Below are 22,084 nucleotides of genomic sequence, written 5' to 3' on the forward strand. Positions count from 1 at the left end.
TGACCAACGCGGTACTAAACCAAAACAAAACTAAGGAAGGTTGTAGTGAAGCAAGTCAGAAAGGATGACAGCGCACTCGCGCAGGGCTGGGCCCTGGCCCCACTGGGGCGGGCATTGGTGGGTTGGGTGGCGTTGATGGGCACGGCCCAGGCCGCGCCCTATGTGGAGAGTGGCCGGCTGGATGACGCCAGCAGCTGGCGCAGCAGCGAGTTCAAGGCCGATTGGGGGCTGGGGGCAATCCACGCCGACAGCGCCTATGCCGCCGGCTATAGCGGCAAGGGGGTGAAACTGGGGATCTTCGACCAGCCGGTATACGCCCCGCACCCCGAGTTCGCCGGCAAGGACAAGATCGTGACCCTGGTCACCAGCGGCATCCGCCAGTACACCGACCCCTATATTCCGGTGAAGGCCGGCGATGCGTTCCGCTATGACGGCAGCCCGTCGGTGGGCTCGGACGGCAAGCTCGGCTCCCACGGCACCCACGTCGGCGGGATCGCCGCCGGCAACCGTGACGGCGAGTCGATGCACGGCGTGGCCTATGATGCGCAGATCATCAGCGCGGACAACGGCGACCCCGGTCCCGAGGACGGCATCGTCCTGGGCAACGATGGCGCGGTATACAAGGCCGGTTGGGACAGCCTGGTGGCCAGCGGCGCGCGGATCATCAACAACAGCTGGGGCATCGGCATCACCGATCGCTTCGCCAAGGGCGGGCGCAATCCGGACTTCCCGCATTTCACCGTGGACGATGCCCGGGCACAGTTCGCGCAGATCCAGCCGCTGCTGGGCACCTTGCCCGGCGGCGCCTACGACGGGGCCATCGCCGCCGCCCGCAGCGGAGTGCTGACGATCTTCGCCGCCGGCAACGACTACAACCTGAACAACCCGGATGCGATTGCCGGGCTGGGCTACTTCGTCCCGGAGATCGCGCCCAACTGGCTGACCGTGGCGGCGTTGCAACAGAACCCAGACACCAGTAGCGCCAACCCCTACCTGGTCAGTACGTTCTCTTCCCGTTGCGGCTATACCGCAAGCTTCTGCGTATCGGCTCCCGGTACCCGGATCTACAGCGCGGTGATCGGCGGCACCAGCCTGGCAGACCTGACCCAGGGCTACGCCAACAAGAACGGCACGTCCATGGCCGCGCCCCATGCCGCTGGCGCGGCGGCGGTGCTGATGGAGCGCTTCCCCTACATGAGCGGCGCACAGATCGCCAGTGTGCTGCGCACCACCGCCACCGACATGGGCGCGCCCGGCATCGATGCCTTGTACGGTTGGGGCATGATCAACCTGGACAAGGGTATCCGTGGCCCGGGGATGTTGGTCACCGAACAGGACATTCCCGAGGAGTTCCGTATCGCCGGCGGCTACGGCCCGAGCCAGTTCGTGGTCGATCTGCCGGGTGTCGGCGCTGTGGTGGATGACGGCAGGCCGACCAAGCGGCTCTGTAACAGCCCTGATTGCGGGTGGGACCTTTGGAGTAACGATATCGCTGGCCATGGCGGCCTGACCAAGCAGGGCATCGGCACCCTGGTACTCAGCGGTAACAACACCTACGGCGGCCCAACCCTGGTAAACCAGGGGCGGCTGGCGGTCAATGGCTCGCTGCAATCGACGGTGACGGTCAATGACGGCGGCGTGCTGGGCGGCAACGGCCGGATCGGTGCGCTGGTGGTCAACAGTGGCGGCGTGGTGGCGCCAGGCAATTCCATCGGCACCCTACGCGTGGGCTCCGACGTGACCTTCCAGCCGGGCTCGACCTATGCCGTGGAGGTTGATGCTACTGGCAGCGACCGCCTGGTCAGCGATGGCACGGTTTCGGTAAACGGTGCGAACCTGGCCCTGGATCTGCAGAACCCCGGGGTTTCGCTGCAGTCCCGGCAGGCAACCAGCCTGGTGGGGCGTCAGTTCGACATCCTGCAGGCCGCAGGCGGCGTGCAGGGCGGTTTTGCCGCTGTGCAGTCCAACCTGCTGTTCCTCGGTGGTGGCTTGGCCTATACCGGCACCGGGGTGCAGCTGGCGGTGCAACGTAGCGCCAGCTTCGCCAGTGTCGGCTTGACCGCCAACCAGCGTTCGGTGGCCGCGGCCGCCGATCGGCTCGGCGCGGGCAACCTGGTCTATGAGAGCCTGCTGTTGTCGGCTGATGCCGGCAGCGCCCGGCAGGCGTTCGATCAGCTGTCCGGTGAAATCCACCCGGCGGTGGGCAACCTGCTGCTCAACGACAGTCGCCAATTGCGCGACGCCGTGGGCGAGCGTACTCGCCAGCAGGGTGTCGCCGCCGCTCCGGCCTTGGACGGTCAGGGCAACGGCCTGTGGGTCAAAGCCCTGGGAGCCTGGGGCAAGGCCGACGGTGATTCCGGGCATGCGCGCTACAGCAGTTCGATTGGCGGCATGCTGCTGGGGGTTGATGGACAGATGAGCGAGGACACCCGCGTCGGCGTCTTCACCGGCTACAGCGACAGCTCGCTGAGCATGGGCGATGGTCGTCATTCCTCGGCCAGCGTCGACAGCTACCACCTGGGTGCCTATGCCGGCAAGGAACTGGAGCAGGTGCGCCTGAGCCTGGGCGGCAGCCACAGCTGGCACCGCATCGAGACCAAGCGCGAGCTGCAGTACAACGAGGTCAGTGATCGCCAGAAGAGCAAGCGCGATGCGCAGAGCACCCAGGTGTTCGGCGAGGCCGCCTGGAAGGTCGCGGTGCCGGGCATGGCCCTGGAGCCGTTCGCCAACCTGGCCTATGTACATATCGCCAGCGACAGCTTCAAGGAGCATGGTGGCGCTGCCGCGCTCAAGGGTGGGCAGGATAACCGCGATGCCTGGCTCTCGACCCTGGGCATGCGCGCCGGCAAGCAACTGCAATTGAACAGTGGTCAAGCGGTTGAGCTTTCCGCCACCCTGGGCTGGCAGCACAACCTGAGCTCCACCGGGGCCGACCAGCACCTGGCCTTTGCCGGTCAGGGCGATACCTACAAGGTCCAGGCGCTGTCACTGGACCGTGATGCGGCGGTGGTCGGCGCACGGGCGGGGATCAGCCTGGGGCGTCAGGCCCGGGTCAACCTCGATTACAACGGACTGCTGGGTAGCCGCGACAAGAGCCACGGGGTCGGCCTGACCCTGGACTGGGCGTTCTGAGGCCCTGAAAAACAAAACGCCCGATGCTGTGCATCGGGCGTTTTGCTTGGCCTGGCTGAACCGCCATTTCGCAATTACAGGTCCTTGATGCTCTGCACCTGGTCCTTGTTGATGCGGGTCGGCTTGCCGTCCAGTTGCTTGAACTCGTAGAAGCCGGAGTTGCGGTCGAAGTGCGGAGTGTCGGTAGTCTGCAGTTCGCGACCATCGTTGAGGGTGATCACGCTCGGGGTGGAGCAGCCGGCCAGGGTGGCGAAGGCGCCGATCAGCAGGGCGGGCAGCAGCAGCTTTTTCATGGGGTACTTCCTGGATCAGAGGGAAAAGGCGAGCGTCATGACGCTCGCCGAAGGGTTGTCAGTCGATGTATTCGAACAACTTGACGATCTTCTGCACGCCCGACACGCCCTGCACCACGTTGGTGGCGGCGTTGGCCTCCTGCTGCCGGACCAGGCCGAGCAGGTAGACAATACCGTTCTCGGTGATCACCTTGATGCGCGAGCTGGGAACGCTTTCGTCGGTCAGCATCTGGGTCTTGATCTTGGTGGTCAGCCAGGCGTCGTTGTTGCGCGCCAGGATCGAAGAGGGCTGAATCACTTGCAGCTCGTTATGCACCTTCTTGACCCGCTGCACCTGGCCGGCGGTCTGCTCGGCGAGGGACTTGAGGTCGGCGCGCGGGGTCTGGCCGGCGAGCAGCACCACGCCGTTGTAGCTGCTGACGACGATGTGCGAGCCCTTGTCCAGCTCAGGGTTGGCCTTGGCGATGTTGACCGAGACCTTGGTCTCGATCAGCGAATCGTCGATCTTGCTGCCGATGGTGCGGGTGCCGCGGTCGTCCTCGATCGGCGAGTTGCGGGTCGAGGTCAGCACGGAACTGCAGCCGGAGACACCCAGGCACAGGGTTAGGGCCATCAGGCCGAGACGCTTGGAGATCATTCTTCACTCCCGAACAGTTGGCTGTCGATCAGGTCGCACAGACAGTGGATCGCCAGCAGGTGGACTTCCTGGATGCGTGCGGTCACGGTCGAGGGTACGCGGATTTCCACGTCCTCGGGCAGCAGCAGCGAGGCCATGCCGCCGCCGTCGCGCCCGGTCAGGGCAACGACGATCATTTCGCGGTCATGGGCGGCCTGGATCGCCTGGATCACGTTGGCCGAGTTGCCGCTGGTGGAGATCGCCAGCAGAACGTCGCCGGGCTGGCCCAGGGCGCGGATCTGCTTGGAGAAGATTTCGTTGTAGCTGTAGTCGTTGGCGATCGAGGTGAGCGTGGAGCTGTCGGTGGTCAGGGCGATGGCCGGCAGGCTCGGGCGCTCGCGCTCGAAGCGGTTGAGCAGCTCCGAAGAGAAATGCTGGGCATCACCGGCCGAGCCGCCGTTGCCGCAGGCGAGCATCTTGCCGTCGTTGAGCAGGGTGTTGACCATGACCAGGCTGGCCTGCTCGATGTAGGGTGCCAGGATGTCCATTGCCTGTTGCTTGGTGTCGATGCTGTTCTGGAACAGTCGGCGGATTCGGGATTGCATGTCCATCTGGGTGACCTTAAGAGGGGCGGTGGCCTTTGCTACGCGCAACAGTGACCAGCCCGCGAAACATAGAGCTAGAAAATCGAATTGGGTTCAGCATTCGAAGGCGTTTTTCAGCCAATGAAGCGGTTGCCCCGCATGCCCCTGGCCCTGCAGGGCGACTACGTCGAAACGGCAGGGGTGGGTGGCCCAGTGGGGCGTTTGCTGCAGGAAGAGGTTGGCGGCCAGCGCCAGTCGCTGCTGCTTGCGCCCATCGATACTGGCGAGCGCTCCGCCGAACTCCGCATGCAACCGGTAGCGGACTTCGACGAATACTACTGTATCGGCATCGAGCATGACCAGATCGAGCTCGCCCCGCTTGCATCGCCAGTTGCGCGCCAGCAGCCGCAGGCCTTGCCCTTGAAGGTAGTCAAGGGCATGGTCCTCGGCGGCCTGGCCGGCATGGCTGGGCGATGCGCCAGGCATCAGCGCGGCGTGTCCGGCAGGCGCTTGACCTGACCGCCGGCGAACTCGGCCCACGGCAGCTGGCGTTCGACGCGCTGGTTGGCATTCATGCTCAGGCTGCCCGACAGGCCTTCGACGCGGTTGTCCGGCAGTGCCTTGAGCTGGCCCAGGCGCGGCGCCAGGCTGTAGGCGTCGACGCCCATGGCGTACAGGCGGCCGAGGCTGCCGGCGGCCTGCGGCCACTGCTGCACGACCTGCTGGCGCAGGCTGTTGCTGGTGTCCAGCAGCCACGGCGTTTCGCAGAAGCGGATGCCGTTCATGTCGTTGTACTGGTTGACGTCGCCGCTGGCGCTGTACAGGTTGGAGGTGGCGTAGACCGGCACGTCGCCGGCGTACTGGAAGTTCAGCGTCGGCTTGATCTGCTGGGCCTGCTGCGGCGTCGAGGCGAGGAAGATGAAATCGATGTCCTGGCGGCGCGAAGGCTGGGCGGCGATGTTACCGCCGACGGTGCTCTGCAGGCTCTTGGCGCGGCCTTCGCTCTGGCGCAGCTGGAACAGGTCGGCGATCTGCTGGGCGAGGGCGACTGGCTGGGCAATGCGTTGGGCACTGATCAGGGTGCCGCCATTGCCTTCCCAGTCCTGACGGAAGGCGGCGAGCACGCGGTCGCCCCATTCACCGCTCGGCACCAGGGCCACGGCGCGAACCATGCCGTCGGCGCGGGCGCGGCGGGCGACTTCGCGGGCTTCGTCCTCGGCGGCCAGACCGAACTGGAACAGTTGCGGCGGGGCTTTCTGGCCTGCGTCAGCGTAGTTCAGGGCCAGGGTGGTGATGGGCAGTTGCGGGTAGGCGGCGAGCTTCTTGACCAGCGGTTTTTCCAGCGGGCCGACCACCAGTTGCACACCGGCGGCCTGGGCCTGGCGGTAGAAGTCATCGAGCGAGGTGATGCGCGAGCTGTCGAACACCTGCACCGCCGGGGCCGGCTGGCCACCTTGCTGGGCCTGGAAGTGGGCGGCCATGAAGCCGTCGCGCAGGGCGCGGGCGACGCCGGCCAGCGGGCCTTCCTGGGGCAGCAGCAGGGCGATCTTGGTCAGCGGCTGGCTGGCCAGCTCCTTGAGCTTGACCAGGGCGGTCGGCAGTTGCCTGGCCGCCGGGTGCTCGGGGTGTTGCTGGCGCCAGCTGTCGATGGCGGCCTGTTGCTGTTCCAGGGTGCCGGCGCGCTTCACGGCGAGGGCCAGGCTGGTCCAGCCGGCCAGGGTCTCGTTGGCGGCGGGCTGCTGCAGTTGCTCTGCGGGCAGCGAGGCGACCAGGGCCCAGGTCGCGTTGTTGTTGGCGGCGGCGGCCTGCTCGCTGAGCAACGGCGCCAGCAGCACGCGCTGCTGGGCGGCGGCCAGGGCCTGGCCATCGGCTTCGAGGGCGGCGGCGTGGACGCTGTAGGTGCGAACCTGCTGCTCGGCCGGCAGTTCGCCGACGCGCTGCAGGCTCGGGTGGCCGAGGGCGGTCAGGGCGGCCTTGGGCTGGTTGCGGCTCATGGCCAGTTCCGCGGCCAGGGTCGAGGCGAACACCTGCTGGGCGGGCTTGAGCGGTTCCAGCTGGACCTGCTCGAGGATCCGGGCCGCGCGCGGGAAGTCCTTCTGCTTGTATGCCAGGTCCGCGGCGCTCAGGCGCAGCAGGGCCGCGTCCTCGGCGGACTTGCTGGAGGCCGCCTTCTCGAGCAGTTGCTCGATGCTGGCGTCCGGGGTGCGCGGCAGTTCGCCCAGGCTGGATGAGGGCGAGCTGGCGCAGGCTGCCAGCAGGGCAGCGAGGCAGAGGGCTGTGAGCAGCCGCAGACAAGCGATCATGTAAAGGTCCTGTTACTCGATCAAGTTGGCCGGCAATTGTACCCAAGCGGGGGGCGGGGCGCGATCTCGTCGACACTGATCCTTCACTATAGGTGGCCGCGGGGTGTGCCGGGGGTGAAGTTCTTTGCGCCCTGTTACCGGCGCTCGGGCTACAATGACGACCTTTGATCCGGAAAGCAGGTGTGCGCAGTGACTGATGTTGCAGGGGTTTCGAAATCCACGTTGGGCAAGCTTTACGTCGTCGCCACGCCCATCGGCAACCTCGACGACATGAGCGCCCGGGCGCTGAAGGTGCTGGCCGACGTGAGCCTGATCGCCGCCGAGGACACCCGTCACTCGGTGCGCCTGCTGCAGCACTTCGGCATCGACACGCCGCTGGCGGCCTGTCATGAGCACAACGAACGCGACGAAGGCGGGCGTTTCATCACCCGCCTGCTGGCCGGCGACGATGTGGCGCTGGTGTCCGATGCCGGCACCCCGCTGATTTCCGACCCGGGCTATCACCTGGTGCGCCAGGCGCGTGCCGCCGGGGTGCAGGTGGTGCCGGTGCCCGGCGCCTGCGCGCTGATCGCCGCGCTGTCGGCGGCGGGGCTGCCGTCGGACCGCTTCATCTTCGAGGGGTTCCTGCCGGCCAAGGCCGCCGGGCGCAAGGCGCGCCTGGAGCAGGTCAGGGAAGAGCCGCGCACGCTGATCTTCTATGAGGCGCCGCATCGCATCCTCGAATGCCTGCAAGACATGGAGGCGGTGTTCGGTGGCGAGCGTCCGGCGTTGTTGGCCCGCGAGATCACCAAGACCTTCGAGACCCTGAAGGGGCTGCCCCTGGCCGAGCTGCGCGCGTTCGTGCAGGACGACAGCAACCAGCAGCGTGGCGAGTGCGTGGTACTGGTGGCTGGCTGGAGCGCGCCGGAGGGCGAGCAGGCGATCAGCGCCGAGGCCCAGCGCGTGCTCGACCTGCTGCTGGCCGAGCTGCCGTTGAAGAAGGCCGCGGCATTGGCGGCCGAGATTACCGGAGTACGCAAGAACCTGCTCTACCAGTTGGCGCTGGAGAAACAGAAATCCCATTAATGGCGTAATGGTATTATTTGTCACATCGCTTGTTCTTGGGCGCGCCTACCGGTAACCTTGGCGGCGGAGAGTCGATCGGACAGTCGCTGCCGTCTTTTGTTCCGCAAGAGGCGGGGGAGGAAAGTCCGGGCTCCATAGGGCAGAGTGCCAGGTAACGCCTGGGAGGCGCGAGCCTACGGAAAGTGCCACAGAAAACAACCGCCTAAGCACTTCGGTGCCGGTAAGGGTGAAAAGGTGCGGTAAGAGCGCACCGCACGGCTGGCAACAGTCCGTGGCTAGGTAAACCCCACTCGGAGCAAGACCAAATAGGGTTCCATACGGCGTGGCCCGCGTCGGAACCGGGTAGGTTGCTAGAGGCGTCCAGTGATGGCCGTCGTAGAGGAATGACTGTCCTCGACAAAACCCGGCTTACAGATCGACTCTCCACCTCTTCCCTCCCTGCTTGAATCGATAGCAGAAGCGTCCTGGTAATACCGAAAAATTCTTACTCTTAATAAATCACTTTAACTTCGCACTCTATCCGCTTGAGTGTGTTTGATTTTTCCCGTCAGTTTTCTTCTCCGGCAATCCTTCCACCTTCCTTTGTTGAGCTAAATCGCCGTCCTGTAAGGGATTTCCTTATGAACGTGCCTTGACGGTGTGGCGGGCGGATTCCTATAGTGTGCGCAAGTGGCAGAAAGTGGGATGAAGTGGGTTTTCTGACACAAAAAAGCTAACATTGTGGGGAATCGCAGCCGTGTTCCGCGGAGCCAACGCCGTCAGCCTCGATGCCAAGGGCCGTCTCGCCATGCCGAGCCGGTACCGTGACGAGCTCGATTCGCGTTGCAATGGTCAACTGATCGTGACCATCGACGCCGTTGACCCCTGCTTGTGTGTTTATCCCCTCGATGAGTGGGAACAGATAGAAGCCAAGTTGCGCGCCTTGCCGTCGTTGCGTGAGGAAAACCGTCGCCTGCAGCGTTTGCTGATCGGTAACGCGGTTGACCTGGAGCTCGATGGCAGCGGGCGTTTCCTGGTGCCGCCGCGCCTGCGTGAGTACGCCAAGCTGGACAAGAAGGCGATGCTGGTGGGGCAGCTGAACAAATTCCAGCTGTGGGATGAGGATGCCTGGAACGCGGTTTCGGCAGCCGACCTTGCAGCTATTCAACAACCGGGCGCCATGCCCGATGATTTGCGTGACCTGATCCTGTGACCATAGATAGCGGCTTCAACCACATCACCGTCCTCCTCGACGAAGCCGTCGAGGCCTTGGCCCTGCGCGCCGACGGTTGCTATCTGGACGGCACCTTCGGGCGCGGCGGCCACAGCCGCCTGATCCTCAGCAAGCTCGGGCCGCAAGGGCGGCTGCTGGGGTTCGACAAGGATCCACAGGCGATTGCCACCGGGCAAGCGCTGGCGGCCGAAGACGGCCGCTTTGTCATTGTGCAGCGCAGCTTTGCCGAGCTGGGCGCCGAGGTGGCCGAGCGCGGACTGGACGGCAAGGTCGGCGGCATCCTGCTCGACCTGGGCGTGTCTTCGCCGCAGCTCGATGACCCCGAGCGCGGCTTCAGCTTCCTCAACGACGGCCCGCTGGACATGCGCATGAACCCGGACCAGGGCGTCAGCGCCGCCGAGTTCATCGCCACCGCGCCAGAGGAAGAAATCGCCCGCGTGTTCAAGGAATACGGCGAGGAGCGCTTCGCCAAGCGCATGGCCCGTGCCGTGGTGCTGCGCCGCGAGCAGCAGCCGTTCACCCGCACCGGCGATCTGGCCGAGGTGCTCAAGGTCGCCAACCCGGCCTGGGAGAAGGGCAAGAACCCGGCCACCCGTGCCTTCCAGGGGCTGCGCATCCACGTCAACAACGAACTGGGCGACCTGGAGACCGGCCTCGAAGCCGCGATCGACGCGCTGGAGGTCGGTGGCCGCCTGGCGGTGATCAGCTTCCATTCCCTCGAGGATCGCATCGTCAAGCTGTTCATGCGCAAGCTGGCCAAGGGCGAGCAGGACAACCTGCCGCGCAACCTGCCGGTACAGCACAAGACCTTCGAGCCGAAGATCAAGCTCATCGGCAAGGCGCAGTTCGCCTCCGAAGCCGAGCTCAAGGCCAACCCGCGATCGCGCAGCGCCGTGATGCGGGTGGCGGAGAAGTTGCGGTGAGCCGGCTGTTTGCCAAACCTTTGCCAGGCGGAAGCTTCCTGATGCTTCTGCTGTTCGTCGCCGTCCTGATTTCGGCCATTGCCGTCTCCTACAGCGCCCACTGGAACCGCCAGCTGCTCAACACCCTGTACGGTGAGCTGAGCGAGCGCGACAAGGCCCAGGCCGAGTGGGGTCGGCTGATCCTCGAGCAAAGCACCTGGACCGCGTCCAGCCGTATCGAGAGCCTGGCCTCCGAGCAGCTCAAGATGCGCGTGCCCGCCGCTGACGAAGTGCGGATGGTGGCGCCATGATGAAGCTCGAGGGCGCACTCTACCCCTGGCGGTTCAGGGTGGTGATCGGCTTGCTGGCGCTGATGGTCGGTGCCATCTGCTGGCGCATCATCGACCTGCAGGTGGTCGACCGTGACTTCCTCAAGGGCCAGGGCGATGCCCGCAGCCTGCGTCATATCCCCATTCCCGCGCACCGTGGCCTGATCACCGATCGCAATGGCGAGCCGCTGGCCGTCAGTACCCCGGTCACCACCCTGTGGGCTAACCCCAAGGAGATGCAGGCAGCCAAGGAACGCTGGCCGCAGCTGGCCGCCGCGCTCGGGCAGAACCCGCAGCAGCTGACCGAGCGCCTCACCCAGCAGGCCAGCAAGGAATTCATCTACCTGGTCCGCGGCCTGACCCCGGAGCAGGGCCAGCACGTGCTCGACCTGAAGGTGCCGGGCGTCTACGGCCTGGAAGAGTTCCGCCGCTTCTATCCGGCCGGCGATGTCACCGCGCACATGGTCGGCTTCACCGACCTGGACGACCATGGTCGTGAAGGCGTCGAGCTGGCCTATGACGAATGGCTCGCCGGAGTGCCCGGCAAGCGGCAGGTGATCAAGGACCGGCGCGGCCGGCTGATCAAGGACATCCAGGTAACCAAGAACGCCAAGGCCGGCAAGACCTTGGCGTTGTCGATAGACCTGCGCCTGCAATACCTGGCCACCCGCGAACTGCGCAACGCCATCGCCGAACAGGAAGCCAAGGCCGGCAGCCTGGTGATCATGGACGTCAAGACCGGCGAGGTCCTGGCCATGGTCAACCAGCCGACCTACAACCCCAACAACCGCCGCAGCATGTTCCCGGCGGCCATGCGCAACCGGGCGATCATCGACGTCTTCGAGCCGGGCTCGACGGTCAAGCCGATCTCCATGAGCGCGGCGCTGCAGAGCGGCCGCTGGAAACCCACCGACAAGGTCGAGGTGTATCCGGGCAGCCTGCAAATTGGTCGCTACACCATCAAGGACGTGTCCAGGAGCGAGGGCCCGATCCTCGACCTGACCGGCATCCTGATCAACTCGTCCAACGTCGGCATGAGCAAGATCGCCTTCGATATCGGTGGCGAGGCCATCTACCGGGTGATGTCCCAGGTCGGTCTGGGCCAGTACACCGGCCTCGGTTTCCCGGGCGAGCGCGTCGGCAACCTGCCCAACCACCGCGAGTGGCGCAAGGCCGAGACCGCGACCCTGTCGTACGGTTACGGCGTGTCGGTGACCGCCCTGCAACTGGTGCATGCCTACGCCGCGCTGGCCAACGACGGCAAGATGGTGCCGCTGTCGATCCTCAAGGTCGACAAGGCGCCGGAAGCCGTGCAGGCGATCCCCAAGGAAACCGCCGAAACCGTGCAGGCCATGCTGCAGCAGGTGATCGAGGCGCCGCGCGGGGTATTCCGCGCCCAGGTGCCGTTCTACCACGTGGGGGGCAAGTCGGGTACCGCGCGCAAGGCCACCGTCGGCTCCAAGGGCTACACCGAGAACGCCTATCGCTCGCTGTTCGCTGGCTTCGGCCCGATGAGCGACCCGCGCTACGCCATCGTCGTGGTCATCGACGAGCCGAGCAAGGGCGGCTACTTCGGCGGCCTGGTCTCGGCCCCCGTATTCAGCAAAGTGATGTCGGGCACCCTGCGCCTGATGAATGTACCGCCGGACAACCTGCCGCCCTCGACGCAGCAAGCCAGCGCAGTACCCGCCAAGGGAGGGCGAGGTTGATGACGATGCCATTGAGCAAACTGTTTGCCCATGCCAGCCGCGATCCGTTGATCCGCGAGCTGACCCTGGACAGCCGCGCCGTGCGTCCGGGCGACCTGTTCCTGGCCGTGCCGGGGGCCAAGGTCGATGGTCGCGCGCATATCGCCGATGCCTTGGCCCGTGGCGCCGCCGCGGTGGCCTATGAAGAGCAGGGTGCCAGCGTGCTGCCGCTCACCGATGCGCCGCTGATTCCGGTCAAGGGCCTGATCGGCCAGTTGTCGCAGATCGCCGGGCGCTTCTATGGCGAACCGAGCCGTCAGCTCGACCTGGTCGGCGTGACCGGTACCAACGGCAAGACCAGCGTGACCCAGCTGCTGGGCCAGGCGCTTGATGCCCTTGGCCGGCGTTGTGGCCTGATCGGCACGCTTGGCACTGGCTTCTATGGCGAGCTGCAGAGTGGTCGCCTGACCACGCCGGACCCGATTGCTGTGCAATCGACCTTGAACGACCTGAAAAAGGGCGGCGCCAAGGCCGTGGCCATGGAGGTTTCCTCCCATGCCCTCGAACAGGGTCGGGTGGCCGCGCTGGACTTCGATATCGCGGTGATGACCAACCTGTCCCGCGACCACCTGGACTACCACGGCAGCATGGAGGCCTACGAGGCCGCCAAGGCCAAGCTGTTCGCCTGGCCAAGCCTGCGCGCCCGGGTGGTCAACCTGGACGATGACTTTGGGCGTCGCCTGGCAGACGCTCCAGCCACATCGCGCCTGATCAGCTACAGCCTGCAGGATTCGGCGGCGACGCTGTTCTGCAAAGAGTCTGCCTTCAACGATGATGGCGTGCGCGCCGTGATCGTCACCCCACAGGGCGAGCATGTCCTGCGCAGCCGCCTGCTGGGGCGTTTCAATCTGAGCAACATGCTGGCGGCGGTAGCCACGCTGATGGCGCTGGATTACCCGCTGGATGAAATTCTCAAGGTCACCCCGCAACTGCACGGGCCGGTCGGTCGCATGCAGCGCCTGGGTGGCGGTGACAAGCCGTTGGTGGTGGTCGATTACGCCCACACTCCGGATGCTCTGGAGAAAGTACTCGAAGCCTTGCGTCCGCACGCTCACGGCAAGCTGCTGTGCCTATTCGGCTGTGGTGGCGATCGTGACGCCGGCAAGCGTCCGCTGATGGCCGAAGTGGCCGAGCGCCTGGCCGACCGTGTGCTGGTCACCGACGACAACCCGCGTAGCGAAGACCCCCTGCGGATCTTTGCCGATATTCGCCCCGGTTTCGCCAAGCCTGCGGCCGTCGCGTTCGTCGCCGGCCGTGGCACGGCCATTGCCCAACTGATCGCCAGTGCCAGGGCCGACGACGTGATCGTCTTGGCAGGCAAGGGTCACGAGGACTACCAGGAGATCAACGGCAAGCGCCATGACTTCTCCGACCTGGTCGAAGCCGACAAGGCACTTGCAGCCTGGGAGGCGCCACATGCTTAAGCCGATGATTCTCAGCCAGCTGACCGGTGCCCTGGGTGCACGCCTGGCAGGGGCCGACGCCAGCTTCAGCGGAGTGAGCATCGACAGCCGCACCGTCGGTGCCGGCCAGCTGTTCGTCGCCCTGACCGGGCCGCGCTTCGATGGCCACGACTATCTGGCCGACGTGAAAGCCAAAGGCGCCGTCGCCGCGCTGGTCGAGCGTGAAGTCAGCGATGTCGACCTGCCACAGCTGCTGGTCGCCGATTGCCGTATCGCCCTTGGCCAGCTCGGCGCCCTGAACCGTGCCGCCTTCGACAAGCCGGTGGTGGCCATCACCGGCTCCAGCGGCAAGACCACGGTCAAGGAAATGCTCGCCGCGATCCTGCGCACCCGCGGGCCGGTGCATGCCACCCGTGGCAACCTGAACAACGACCTCGGCGCACCTTTGACCCTGCTGGAGATCGCTCCGGAGCACAGCGCCGCGGTGATCGAGCTGGGCGCCTCGCGCATTGGCGAGATTCGCTACACCGTTGGCCTGACCCAGCCGCAAGTGGTCATCATCAATAACGCCGGTACCGCCCATGTCGGTGAGTTCGGTGGCCCGGAGAAGATCGTCGAGGCCAAGGGCGAAATCCTCGAAGGCCTGGGCGAGGGCGGCACGGCCATCCTCAACCTGGCCGACAAGGCGTTCGAGATCTGGCGCAAGCGGGCAGGCGCTCACCGCATCTTCAGTTTCGCCCTGGACAATCCGCAGGCGGACTTCCACGCCAGTGATATCGGGCGCGACGCTCGTGGCTGCCCGTCGTTCACCCTGCACGGCCCGACTGGCAGCGTCCCGGTGCAGTTGAACCTGCTCGGCACCCACAACGTCAGCAACGCCCTGGCCGCTGCGGCCGCCGCCCATGCCGTCGGTCTGAGCCTGAGCGGCATCGCCGCCGGTCTGAACGCCGTGCAACCGGTCAAGGGCCGCACCGTGGCGCAGATCGCGCCGAACGGCGTGCGGGTCATCGACGACAGCTACAACGCAAATCCCACCTCGATGTGCGCCGCCATTGATATACTCGCCGGCTTTTCCGGACGCACCGTCCTGGTGCTCGGGGATATCGGCGAACTGGGGCAATGGGCCGAGGAAGGTCACCGCCAGGTGGGTGACTACGCACGCGGCAAGGTCGACGCGCTGTACGCGGTGGGTGCCAACATGGCTCATGCGGTCAAGGCGTTCGGCGCCAATGCCCGCCATTTCGCCACTCAAGCTGAGCTTATCGCTGCCGTTGGCACCGAGAATGCCAGCGACACCACTATCTTGATCAAGGGCTCGCGCAGCGCTGCGATGGAAAACGTCGTGGCCGCACTGTGTGGTGCCAGCGGGGAGAAACATTAATGCTGCTGCTGTTGGCTGAGTATCTGCAACAGTTCCACAAGGGCTTCGCGGTCTTCCAGTACCTGACCCTGCGCGGGATCCTGGGTGTGCTGACCGCGTTGTCACTGGCCCTGTGGTTGGGCCCGTGGATGATCCGTACCCTGCAGATCCGCCAGATCGGTCAGGCCGTGCGCAACGACGGCCCGCAATCGCACCTGTCCAAATCCGGCACCCCGACCATGGGCGGCGCGCTGATCCTGTCCGCCATCGCCATCAGCACCCTGCTGTGGGCCGACCTGACCAATCGCTACGTATGGGTTGTCTTGATCGTCACCCTGGCGTTCGGCGCCATCGGCTGGGTCGATGACTACCGCAAGGTGATCGAGAAGAACTCCCGCGGCCTGCCAAGCCGCTGGAAATATTTCTGGCAGTCGGTGTTCGGCCTGGCCGCGGCGATCTTCCTGTACAAGACCGCGCCGACCAGCGTCGAGACCACGCTGATCATTCCGATGCTCAAGGACCTGGCGATTCCGCTGGGCGCCGGGTTCATCGTGCTGACCTATTTCGTCATCGTCGGCTCGAGCAACGCGGTCAACCTGACCGACGGCCTCGATGGCCTGGCGATCATGCCGACGGTGATGGTCGGCGGTGCCCTGGGCATCTTCTGCTACCTGTCGGGCAACGTGAAGTTCGCCGAATACCTGCTGATCCCGTACGTGCCTGGCGCGGGCGAGCTGATCGTGTTCTGCGGCGCGCTGATCGGCGCCGGCCTGGGCTTCCTGTGGTTCAACACCTACCCGGCCCAGGTGTTCATGGGCGACGTCGGCGCACTGGCGCTGGGCGCGGCCCTGGGGACCATCGCGGTGATCGTCCGCCAGGAGATCGTCCTGTTCATCATGGGCGGCGTGTTCGTGATGGAAACCCTGTCGGTGGTCATCCAGGTGGCTTCGTTCAAGCTCACCGGCAAGCGCGTGTTCCGCATGGCGCCGATCCATCACCACTTTGAACTCAAGGGTTGGCCCGAGCCACGGGTGATCGTCCGCTTCTGGATCATCACCGTGATTCTGGTGCTGATTGGCCTTGCCACCCTGAAACTGAGGTAACCGAGCGTGTCACTGATCGCTTCCGACCAATTCCGCATCGTTGTCGGCCTCGGCAAGAGCGGCATGTCCCTGGTTCGCTTCCTGGCGAACCGGGGCATTGCCTTTGCGGTCGCCGACACCCGCGAGCAACCGCCGGAACTGGACACCCTGCGCCGTGAGTACCCGCAGGTGGAAGTGCGCTGTGGCGAGCTGGACGTGGATTTCCTGTGCCGGGCCAACGAGCTGTACGTGAGCCCCGGCCTGGCCCTGGCCACGCCTGCCCTGCAGCAGGCTGCCGCGCGCGGCGTGAAGCTGTCCGGCGACATCGAGCTGTTCGCCCGCCACGCCAAGGCGCCGATCATCGCCATCAGCGGCTCCAACGCCAAGAGCACCGTGACCACCCTGGTCGGCGAGATGGTCGCCAAGGCAGGCAAACGTGTGGCAGTCGGCGGCAACCTTGGCACCCCGGCCCTCGACCTGCTGGCCGACGATGTCGAGCTGTACGTGCTGGAGCTGTCGAGCTTCCAGCTGGAGACCACCGACCAGCTCAACGCCGAAGTGGCCACCGTGCTGAACATCAGCGAAGACCACATGGACCGCTACAGCGGCCTGCCGGCCTATCACCTGGCCAAGCACCGGATCTTCCGCGGCGCCCGCCAGGTGGTGGTGAACCGCCAGGATGCCCTGAGCCGTCCATTGCCGGTCGAAGGCCGGCCGAGCTGGAGCTTCGGTCTCAACGCGCCGGACTTCAAGGCCTTTGGCCTGCGCGAGGTCGAGGGCGAGAAGTACCTGGCCTTCGAATTCCAGGCCCTCATGCCGGTGCGTGAGCTGAAGATCCGTGGCGCCCACAACCAGAGCAATGCCCTGGCCGCGCTGGCTCTCGGCCATGCCGCCGGCCTGCCATTCGAGCCGATGCTCGAGGCGCTGCGTGAATTCAAGGGCCTGGCCCATCGCTGCCAGTGGGTACGTGAGCGCAACGGAGTGAACTGGTACGACGATTCCAAGGCCACCAACGTCGGTGCGGCCCTGGCCGCCATCGAAGGCCTGGGCGCCGATATCGAAGGCAAGCTGGTACTGATCGCCGGTGGCGACGGCAAGGGCGCCGACTTCGCCGCCCTGCGCGAGCCGGTGGCTCAACACTGCCGTGCCGTGGTGCTGCTGGGCCGTGACGCCGAGCGTCTGGCCGAAACCTTGGGCGATGCCGTGGCGCAAGTCCGGGTCAAGAGCCTCGACGAAGCCGTGCAGCGTTGCGCCGAGCTGGCCCAGCCGGGTGACGCGGTACTGCTGTCGCCTGCCTGCGCCAGCCTCGACATGTTCAAGAATTTCGAAGAACGCGGGCGCCTGTTCGCCCAGGCGGCGGAGGGGCTGGCATGATCTTCGGCATCCTCAAACCGTACCCGTCGCCGCTGATCAGCGGCCGTGGCATCGACCTCGACTTCCCGCTGCTGGCCGGTTGCCTGGCGCTGCTGGGCCTGGGCCTGGTGATGATTACTTCGGCCTCCTCGGAAGTGGCCGCGGTGCAGTCGGGCAACCCGCTGTACCACATGTTCCGCCACCTGGTGTACGTCACCCTCGGCCTGGGCGCCGGGTTGATGACCATGCTGGTGCCGATCGCCACCTGGCAGCGCATGGGCTTCCTCATGCTGATCGGTGCCTTCGGCCTGCTGGTGCTGGTACTGGTACCGGGTATTGGCCGTGAAGTGAATGGTTCGATGCGCTGGATCGGCTTCAGCTTCTTCAACGTGCAGCCGTCGGAGATCGCCAAGGTCTTCGTGGTCATCTACCTCGCTGGCTACCTGGTGCGCCGGCAGACCGAGGTGCGCGAGAGCTGGATGGGCTTCTTCAAGCCGTTCATCGTGCTACTGCCGATGGCCGGCCTGCTGCTGATGGAGCCGGACTTCGGCGCCACGGTGGTGATGATGGGCGCCGCGGCGGCCATGCTGTTCCTTGGCGGGGTAGGGTTGTTCCGCTTCTCGCTGATGGTGGTGCTGGCGGTCATTTCGGTGGTGGTGCTGGTCCAGGCCCAGCCGTACCGCATGGCGCGCCTGATCACCTTCACCGACCCCTGGTCCGACCAGTTCGGCTCCGGCTACCAGCTGACCCAGGCGCTGATCGCCTTCGGCCGCGGCGAGTGGCTGGGTGTGGGCCTGGGCAACAGTGTGCAGAAGCAGTTCTACCTGCCCGAGGCGCACACCGACTTCGTGTTCTCGGTGCTGGCCGAAGAGCTGGGCGTGATCGGCTCGCTGCTGACCATCGCGCTGTTCGTCTTCATTACCGTGCGTGCGCTGTACATCGGCCTGTGGGCCGAGAAGGCCAAGCAGTTCTTCGCCGCCTACATGGCCTTTGGCCTGTCGTTCCTGTGGATCGGCCAATTCCTGATCAACATCGGCGTGAACGTCGGCCTGCTGCCGACCAAGGGCCTGACCCTGCCGTTCCTCAGCTACGGCGGCAGCTCGCTGGTGATCTGCTGCGCCTGCGTCGGGCTATTGCTGCGCATCGAGTGGGAGAGTCGCACGCATCTGGGCAGCGAGGAACACGAATTCAAGGAGAGCGATTTTGCCGAGGAGACCAGTCATGGCCGCTGACGGCAAGAACATCCTGATCATGGCCGGCGGTACCGGGGGCCACGTGTTCCCGGCCCTGGCCTGCGCCCGCGAGTTCCAGGCCCGTGGCTACAGCGTGCACTGGCTGGGCACCCCGCGTGGCATCGAGAACGAACTGGTACCCCAGGCCGGCCTGCCGCTGCACCTGATCCAGGTCACCGGCCTGCGTGGCAAGGGCAAGCTGTCGCTGCTCAAGGCACCGTTCACTTTGATCAAGGCCGTGCTGCAGGCGCGGCGCATCGTGCGTGAGCTCAAGCCGGTCTGCGTGGTCGGCTTCGGTGGCTATGTGACCGGCCCCGGCGGTGTTGCCGCCCGCTTGTGCGGGGTGCCGCTGGTGATCCACGAGCAGAATGCCCGCGCCGGCACCACCAATCGCCTGCTGCTGCCGTTGGCCGCACGTGTCTGCGAAGCCTTCCCGGACACCTTCGCCGCCAGCGACAAGCTGCGCACCACCGGCAATCCGGTGCGTGCTGAGCTGTTCATGGAGGCGGCACGCGCGCCCCTGGCCGAGCGCCGTGCGCGCCTGCTGGTCATGGGCGGCAGCCTGGGTGCGGAACCATTGAACAAATTGTTGCCTAAGGCCCTGTCCGAAGTGCCGGCGAACCTGCGCCCCGAGGTGTTCCACCAGGCCGGGAAAAATCACGCCCCTGTCACCGCCGAGCGTTATCACGAGGCGGGTGTCGAGGCCCAGGTCGAACCGTTCATCAAGGACATGGCCCATGCCTATGGCTGGGCCGATATGGTGGTGTGCCGGGCCGGCGCCCTGACCGTCAGCGAACTCGCGGCGGCGGGCCTGCCCTCGATGCTGGTGCCCTTGCCCCATGCCATCGACGACCACCAGACCCACAACGCCCAATACCTGGCTCGCGAAGGCGCCGCCTTCCTGATGCCACAAGCGACTACTGGCGCAGCGCAGCTCGCTGAACGCCTGAACGAGGTGCTGATGCAACCCGAGAAACTCAACGCCATGGCCGGCACCGCCCGCCGCCTGGCCAAACCTGGCGCAACCAGCACCGTGGTCGATATCTGCCTGGAGGTGGCCCATGGTTGAGAGCCAGAAAGCCATGCCCCACCCGAAAATGGGCCGTATCCGTCGCATCCACTTCGTCGGTATCGGCGGCGTGGGCATGTGCGGCATTGCCGAAGTGCTGCTGAACCTGGGCTATGAAGTGTCCGGTTCCGACCTGAAAGAGTCGCCGGTGACCGAGCGCCTGCAGTCGTTCGGCGCGCAGATCTTCGTCGGCCACCGCGCCGAGAACGCCGCCAACGCCGATGTGCTGGTGGTGTCGAGCGCGATCAACCCGGCCAACCCGGAAGTCGCCACCGCCCTGGAACGCCGCATTCCCGTGGTGCCACGCGCCGAGATGCTCGCCGAGCTGATGCGCTACCGTCACGGCGTTGCCGTTGCCGGCACCCACGGCAAGACCACCACCACCAGCCTGCTGGCCTCGGTGTTCGCCGCCGGTGGCCTGGACCCGACCTTCGTCATCGGCGGTCGCCTGACCGCGGCCGGCACCAACGCGCAGCTGGGCACCAGCCGCTACCTGATTGCCGAGGCCGACGAGAGCGACGCCAGCTTCCTGCACCTGCAGCCGATGGTCGCCGTGGTCACCAACATCGACGCCGACCACATGGCCACCTACGAGGGCGACTTCAACAAGCTGAAGAAGACCTTCGTCGAGTTCCTGCACAACCTGCCGTTCTACGGGCTGGCGGTGATGTGCCTGGACGACCCGGTGGTGCGCGAGATCCTGCCGCAGGTCAAGCGTCCGACCGTCACCTACGGCTTCAGCGAAGAGGCCGATATCCGCGCCATCAACGTGCGCCAGCAAGGCATGCAGACCCACTTCACCGTGCTGCGCCGTGACTGCGAGCCGCTGGAAGTGTCGGTGAACATGCCGGGCAACCACAACGTGCTCAACGCCCTGGCCACCATCGCCATCGCCACCGACGAAGGCATCAGCGACCAAGCCATCGTCCAGGGCCTGTCGGGCTTCCAGGGCGTCGGTCGACGCTTCCAGGTGTACGGCGAGTTGCCGGTCGACGGCGGCAGCGTGATGCTGGTCGACGACTACGGCCACCACCCGACCGAAGTCGCCGCGGTGATCAAGGCCGTGCGTGGCGGCTGGCCGAGCCGTCGCCTGGTGATCGTCTACCAGCCGCACCGCTACAGCCGCACCCGCGACCTGTACGACGATTTCGTGCAGGTGCTGGGCGATGCCAACGTGCTGCTGCTGATGGAGGTCTACCCGGCCGGCGAAGAGCCGATCCCCGGTGCCGACAGCCGCCAGCTGTGCCACAGCATCCGCCAGCGCGGCAAGCTCGACCCGATCTACATCGAGCGCGGCGCCGAGCTCGCGCCGCTGGTCAAGCCGCTGCTGCGCGCCGGCGACATCCTGATCTGCCAGGGTGCCGGTGATGTCGGCGGCCTGGCCCCGCAACTGATGAAAAGCCCGCTGTTCGCCGGCGCCAAGCAGGAGAAGTCGAAATGACCAGCGCCTACGACACGCTGCATTCCACCCTCGACGTCAAGGCCTTCGGCCGCGTCGCCGTGTTGTACGGTGGCAAGAGCGCCGAGCGCGAGGTCTCGCTCAAGTCGGGCAGGGCCGTGATCGAGGCGCTGAGCAGCGCCGGAGTCGACGTGGTCGCCATCGACGTCGGTGACGACCTGCTGGATCGCTTGCAGAACGAGAAGATCGACCGCGCCTTCATCATCCTCCACGGCCGTGGCGGTGAGGACGGCAGCATGCAGGGCCTGCTCGAATGCCTGGGCATCCCTTACACCGGCAGCGGCATCCTCGCCTCGGCGCTGGCCATGGACAAGCTGCGCACCAAGCAGGTGTGGCAGAGCCTGGGCATCCCGACCCCGCGTCACGCGGTGCTGGGCAGCGAGCAGGATTGTGTTGCCGCCAGTGCGGAACTGGGCTTCCCGTTGATCGTCAAACCTGCCCATGAAGGTTCGAGCATCGGCATGGCCAAGGTGAACAGCGAGCAGGAACTGGTCGCCGCCTGGAAAGACGCCGCCAAATACGATTCGCAGGTACTGGTCGAGCAATGGATCCACGGCCCGGAGTTCACCGTCGCCGTATTGCGTGGCCAGGTGCTGCCGCCGATCGCGCTGGGCACCCCGCACGTGTTCTACGACTACGACGCCAAGTACATCGCCAATGACACCCAGTACCGCATCCCGTGCGGCCTGGACAGCGTCAAGGAACAGGAACTGATCGACCTGACCGCGCGCGCCTGCGATGCCGTTGGCATCGAGGGTTGGGGCCGGCTGGACGTGATGCAGGACGAGCAGGGCCGGTTCTGGCTGCTCGAGGTCAACACCGCACCGGGCATGACCGACCATAGCCTGGTGCCCATGGCGGCCCGCGCCGCCGGCCTGGACTTCCAGCAACTGGTGCTGGCGATCCTGGCCGACAGCGTAGCGAAGCGAGGTTAACCAGCC

Annotated in this window: 19 protein-coding genes and 1 other RNA gene; 15 read left to right on the forward strand and 5 right to left on the reverse strand. The window is 65.8% G+C overall.

What is annotated here, in order from left to right:
- Window positions 1-45 precede the first annotated feature (45 nt).
- Window positions 46-3,132: an autotransporter domain-containing protein gene (locus POF53_RS13160; protein WP_498968031.1), complete on the forward strand. Its 3,087-nt coding sequence runs from the start codon at window positions 46-48 to the stop codon at window positions 3,130-3,132.
- A 74-nt stretch (window positions 3,133-3,206) separates the two neighbouring features.
- Here the strand turns inward: POF53_RS13160 and POF53_RS13165 are convergent, their stop codons facing one another.
- From POF53_RS13165 to POF53_RS13185, 5 genes are all read right to left on the reverse strand, one after another.
- The gene (locus tag POF53_RS13165; protein WP_028689754.1) at window positions 3,207-3,425 is read right to left on the reverse strand and encodes a YgdI/YgdR family lipoprotein; all 219 of its coding nucleotides are present in this window, start codon (window positions 3,423-3,425) and stop codon (window positions 3,207-3,209) included.
- A 58-nt stretch (window positions 3,426-3,483) separates the two neighbouring features.
- Window positions 3,484-4,062, reverse strand: a complete 579-nt coding sequence (locus POF53_RS13170) for a BON domain-containing protein (protein ID WP_050703839.1) — start codon at window positions 4,060-4,062, stop codon at window positions 3,484-3,486.
- On the reverse strand, window positions 4,059-4,652 hold the full coding sequence (locus POF53_RS13175; RefSeq protein ID WP_198744430.1) for a phosphoheptose isomerase: 594 nt from the start codon (window positions 4,650-4,652) through the stop codon (window positions 4,059-4,061). The genes POF53_RS13170 and POF53_RS13175 overlap by 4 nt, the downstream gene beginning before the upstream one ends.
- An 87-nt stretch (window positions 4,653-4,739) precedes the next feature.
- Complete coding sequence (locus POF53_RS13180; protein ID WP_203647913.1) at window positions 4,740-5,111, reverse strand: YraN family protein; 372 nt, start codon at window positions 5,109-5,111, stop codon at window positions 4,740-4,742.
- Window positions 5,111-6,928: a penicillin-binding protein activator gene (locus tag POF53_RS13185; RefSeq protein ID WP_498968034.1), complete on the reverse strand. Its 1,818-nt coding sequence runs from the start codon at window positions 6,926-6,928 to the stop codon at window positions 5,111-5,113. Before POF53_RS13185 ends, POF53_RS13180 begins: the two co-directional genes overlap by 1 nt.
- 189 nt (window positions 6,929-7,117) lie before the next feature.
- Here POF53_RS13185 and rsmI point away from each other — a divergent pair, with 189 nt between their 5' ends.
- The 14 genes from rsmI to POF53_RS13255 all read left to right on the forward strand — a co-directional run bounded on the left by rsmI (window position 7,118) and on the right by POF53_RS13255 (window position 22,078).
- Window positions 7,118-7,993 (forward strand): 16S rRNA (cytidine(1402)-2'-O)-methyltransferase, encoded by an 876-nt coding sequence (gene rsmI, locus POF53_RS13190; RefSeq protein ID WP_274235419.1) that lies wholly within the window; start codon window positions 7,118-7,120, stop codon window positions 7,991-7,993.
- A 67-nt stretch (window positions 7,994-8,060) separates the two neighbouring features.
- Window positions 8,061-8,420, forward strand: an RNA gene (gene rnpB, locus POF53_RS13195) — RNase P RNA component class A.
- A gap of 309 nt (window positions 8,421-8,729) precedes the next feature.
- Window positions 8,730-9,185 (forward strand): division/cell wall cluster transcriptional repressor MraZ, encoded by a 456-nt coding sequence (gene mraZ, locus POF53_RS13200; RefSeq protein WP_011535546.1) that lies wholly within the window; start codon window positions 8,730-8,732, stop codon window positions 9,183-9,185.
- 2 nt (window positions 9,186-9,187) lie between these two features.
- Window positions 9,188-10,129: a 16S rRNA (cytosine(1402)-N(4))-methyltransferase RsmH gene (rsmH, locus tag POF53_RS13205; protein ID WP_498968078.1), complete on the forward strand. Its 942-nt coding sequence runs from the start codon at window positions 9,188-9,190 to the stop codon at window positions 10,127-10,129.
- Complete coding sequence (ftsL, locus tag POF53_RS13210; protein ID WP_028689746.1) at window positions 10,126-10,419, forward strand: cell division protein FtsL; 294 nt, start codon at window positions 10,126-10,128, stop codon at window positions 10,417-10,419. Before rsmH ends, ftsL begins: the two co-directional genes overlap by 4 nt.
- A complete protein-coding gene (locus tag POF53_RS13215) occupies window positions 10,416-12,146 on the forward strand; it encodes a peptidoglycan D,D-transpeptidase FtsI family protein (protein ID WP_050703845.1) in 1,731 nt (576 codons plus the stop codon). Before ftsL ends, POF53_RS13215 begins: the two co-directional genes overlap by 4 nt.
- 5 nt (window positions 12,147-12,151) lie before the next feature.
- Window positions 12,152-13,609 carry a UDP-N-acetylmuramoyl-L-alanyl-D-glutamate--2,6-diaminopimelate ligase gene (locus POF53_RS13220; RefSeq protein WP_498968039.1) on the forward strand — a complete coding sequence of 486 codons (1,458 nt, stop codon included), beginning with the start codon at window positions 12,152-12,154 and terminating at the stop codon, window positions 13,607-13,609.
- Window positions 13,602-14,969 carry a UDP-N-acetylmuramoyl-tripeptide--D-alanyl-D-alanine ligase gene (locus POF53_RS13225; protein WP_234562084.1) on the forward strand — a complete coding sequence of 456 codons (1,368 nt, stop codon included), beginning with the start codon at window positions 13,602-13,604 and terminating at the stop codon, window positions 14,967-14,969. Before POF53_RS13220 ends, POF53_RS13225 begins: the two co-directional genes overlap by 8 nt.
- Window positions 14,969-16,051, forward strand: a complete 1,083-nt coding sequence (gene mraY / locus POF53_RS13230; RefSeq protein WP_028689742.1) for a phospho-N-acetylmuramoyl-pentapeptide-transferase — start codon at window positions 14,969-14,971, stop codon at window positions 16,049-16,051. Before POF53_RS13225 ends, mraY begins: the two co-directional genes overlap by 1 nt.
- Before the next feature lie 6 nt (window positions 16,052-16,057).
- Window positions 16,058-17,404, forward strand: coding sequence for a UDP-N-acetylmuramoyl-L-alanine--D-glutamate ligase (murD, locus tag POF53_RS13235; RefSeq protein WP_498968041.1), 1,347 nt, complete (start codon window positions 16,058-16,060; stop codon window positions 17,402-17,404).
- Window positions 17,401-18,615: a putative lipid II flippase FtsW gene (ftsW, locus tag POF53_RS13240; RefSeq protein ID WP_189657241.1), complete on the forward strand. Its 1,215-nt coding sequence runs from the start codon at window positions 17,401-17,403 to the stop codon at window positions 18,613-18,615. The genes murD and ftsW overlap by 4 nt, the downstream gene beginning before the upstream one ends.
- Entirely contained in the window at window positions 18,605-19,684 is a 1,080-nt protein-coding gene (gene murG, locus POF53_RS13245; RefSeq protein WP_203647907.1) for an undecaprenyldiphospho-muramoylpentapeptide beta-N-acetylglucosaminyltransferase, read from the forward strand. The genes ftsW and murG overlap by 11 nt, the downstream gene beginning before the upstream one ends.
- Window positions 19,677-21,125: a UDP-N-acetylmuramate--L-alanine ligase gene (gene murC, locus POF53_RS13250; protein WP_203647906.1), complete on the forward strand. Its 1,449-nt coding sequence runs from the start codon at window positions 19,677-19,679 to the stop codon at window positions 21,123-21,125. Before murG ends, murC begins: the two co-directional genes overlap by 8 nt.
- Window positions 21,122-22,078: a D-alanine--D-alanine ligase gene (locus POF53_RS13255; RefSeq protein WP_203647905.1), complete on the forward strand. Its 957-nt coding sequence runs from the start codon at window positions 21,122-21,124 to the stop codon at window positions 22,076-22,078. The genes murC and POF53_RS13255 overlap by 4 nt, the downstream gene beginning before the upstream one ends.
- Window positions 22,079-22,084 lie beyond the last annotated feature (6 nt).

Source organism: Mitsuaria sp. RG (assembly GCF_028369275.1).
Taxonomy (GTDB): Bacteria; Pseudomonadota; Gammaproteobacteria; order Pseudomonadales; family Pseudomonadaceae; genus Aquipseudomonas; species Aquipseudomonas peradeniyensis.

Excerpts from the sequence above, each read along its gene's own strand:
- POF53_RS13170 (WP_050703839.1), bottom strand. The coding sequence starts at position 4,062 with ATGATCTCCAAGCGTCTCGGCCTGATGGCCCTAACCCTGTGCCTGGGT.
- POF53_RS13215 (WP_050703845.1), top strand. The coding sequence starts at position 10,416 with ATGATGAAGCTCGAGGGCGCACTCTACCCCTGGCGGTTCAGGGTGGTG.
- ftsW (WP_189657241.1), top strand. The coding sequence starts at position 17,401 with ATGATCTTCGGCATCCTCAAACCGTACCCGTCGCCGCTGATCAGCGGC.
- POF53_RS13255 (WP_203647905.1), top strand. The coding sequence starts at position 21,122 with ATGACCAGCGCCTACGACACGCTGCATTCCACCCTCGACGTCAAGGCC.
- POF53_RS13220 (WP_498968039.1), top strand. The coding sequence starts at position 12,152 with ATGCCATTGAGCAAACTGTTTGCCCATGCCAGCCGCGATCCGTTGATC.
- POF53_RS13185 (WP_498968034.1), bottom strand. The coding sequence starts at position 6,928 with ATGATCGCTTGTCTGCGGCTGCTCACAGCCCTCTGCCTCGCTGCCCTG.
- mraY (WP_028689742.1), top strand. The coding sequence starts at position 14,969 with ATGCTGCTGCTGTTGGCTGAGTATCTGCAACAGTTCCACAAGGGCTTC.
- POF53_RS13175 (WP_198744430.1), bottom strand. The coding sequence starts at position 4,652 with ATGGACATGCAATCCCGAATCCGCCGACTGTTCCAGAACAGCATCGAC.
- murG (WP_203647907.1), top strand. The coding sequence starts at position 18,605 with ATGGCCGCTGACGGCAAGAACATCCTGATCATGGCCGGCGGTACCGGG.
- POF53_RS13165 (WP_028689754.1), bottom strand. The coding sequence starts at position 3,425 with ATGAAAAAGCTGCTGCTGCCCGCCCTGCTGATCGGCGCCTTCGCCACC.
- POF53_RS13180 (WP_203647913.1), bottom strand. The coding sequence starts at position 5,111 with ATGCCTGGCGCATCGCCCAGCCATGCCGGCCAGGCCGCCGAGGACCAT.
- POF53_RS13225 (WP_234562084.1), top strand. The coding sequence starts at position 13,602 with ATGCTTAAGCCGATGATTCTCAGCCAGCTGACCGGTGCCCTGGGTGCA.
- murC (WP_203647906.1), top strand. The coding sequence starts at position 19,677 with ATGGTTGAGAGCCAGAAAGCCATGCCCCACCCGAAAATGGGCCGTATC.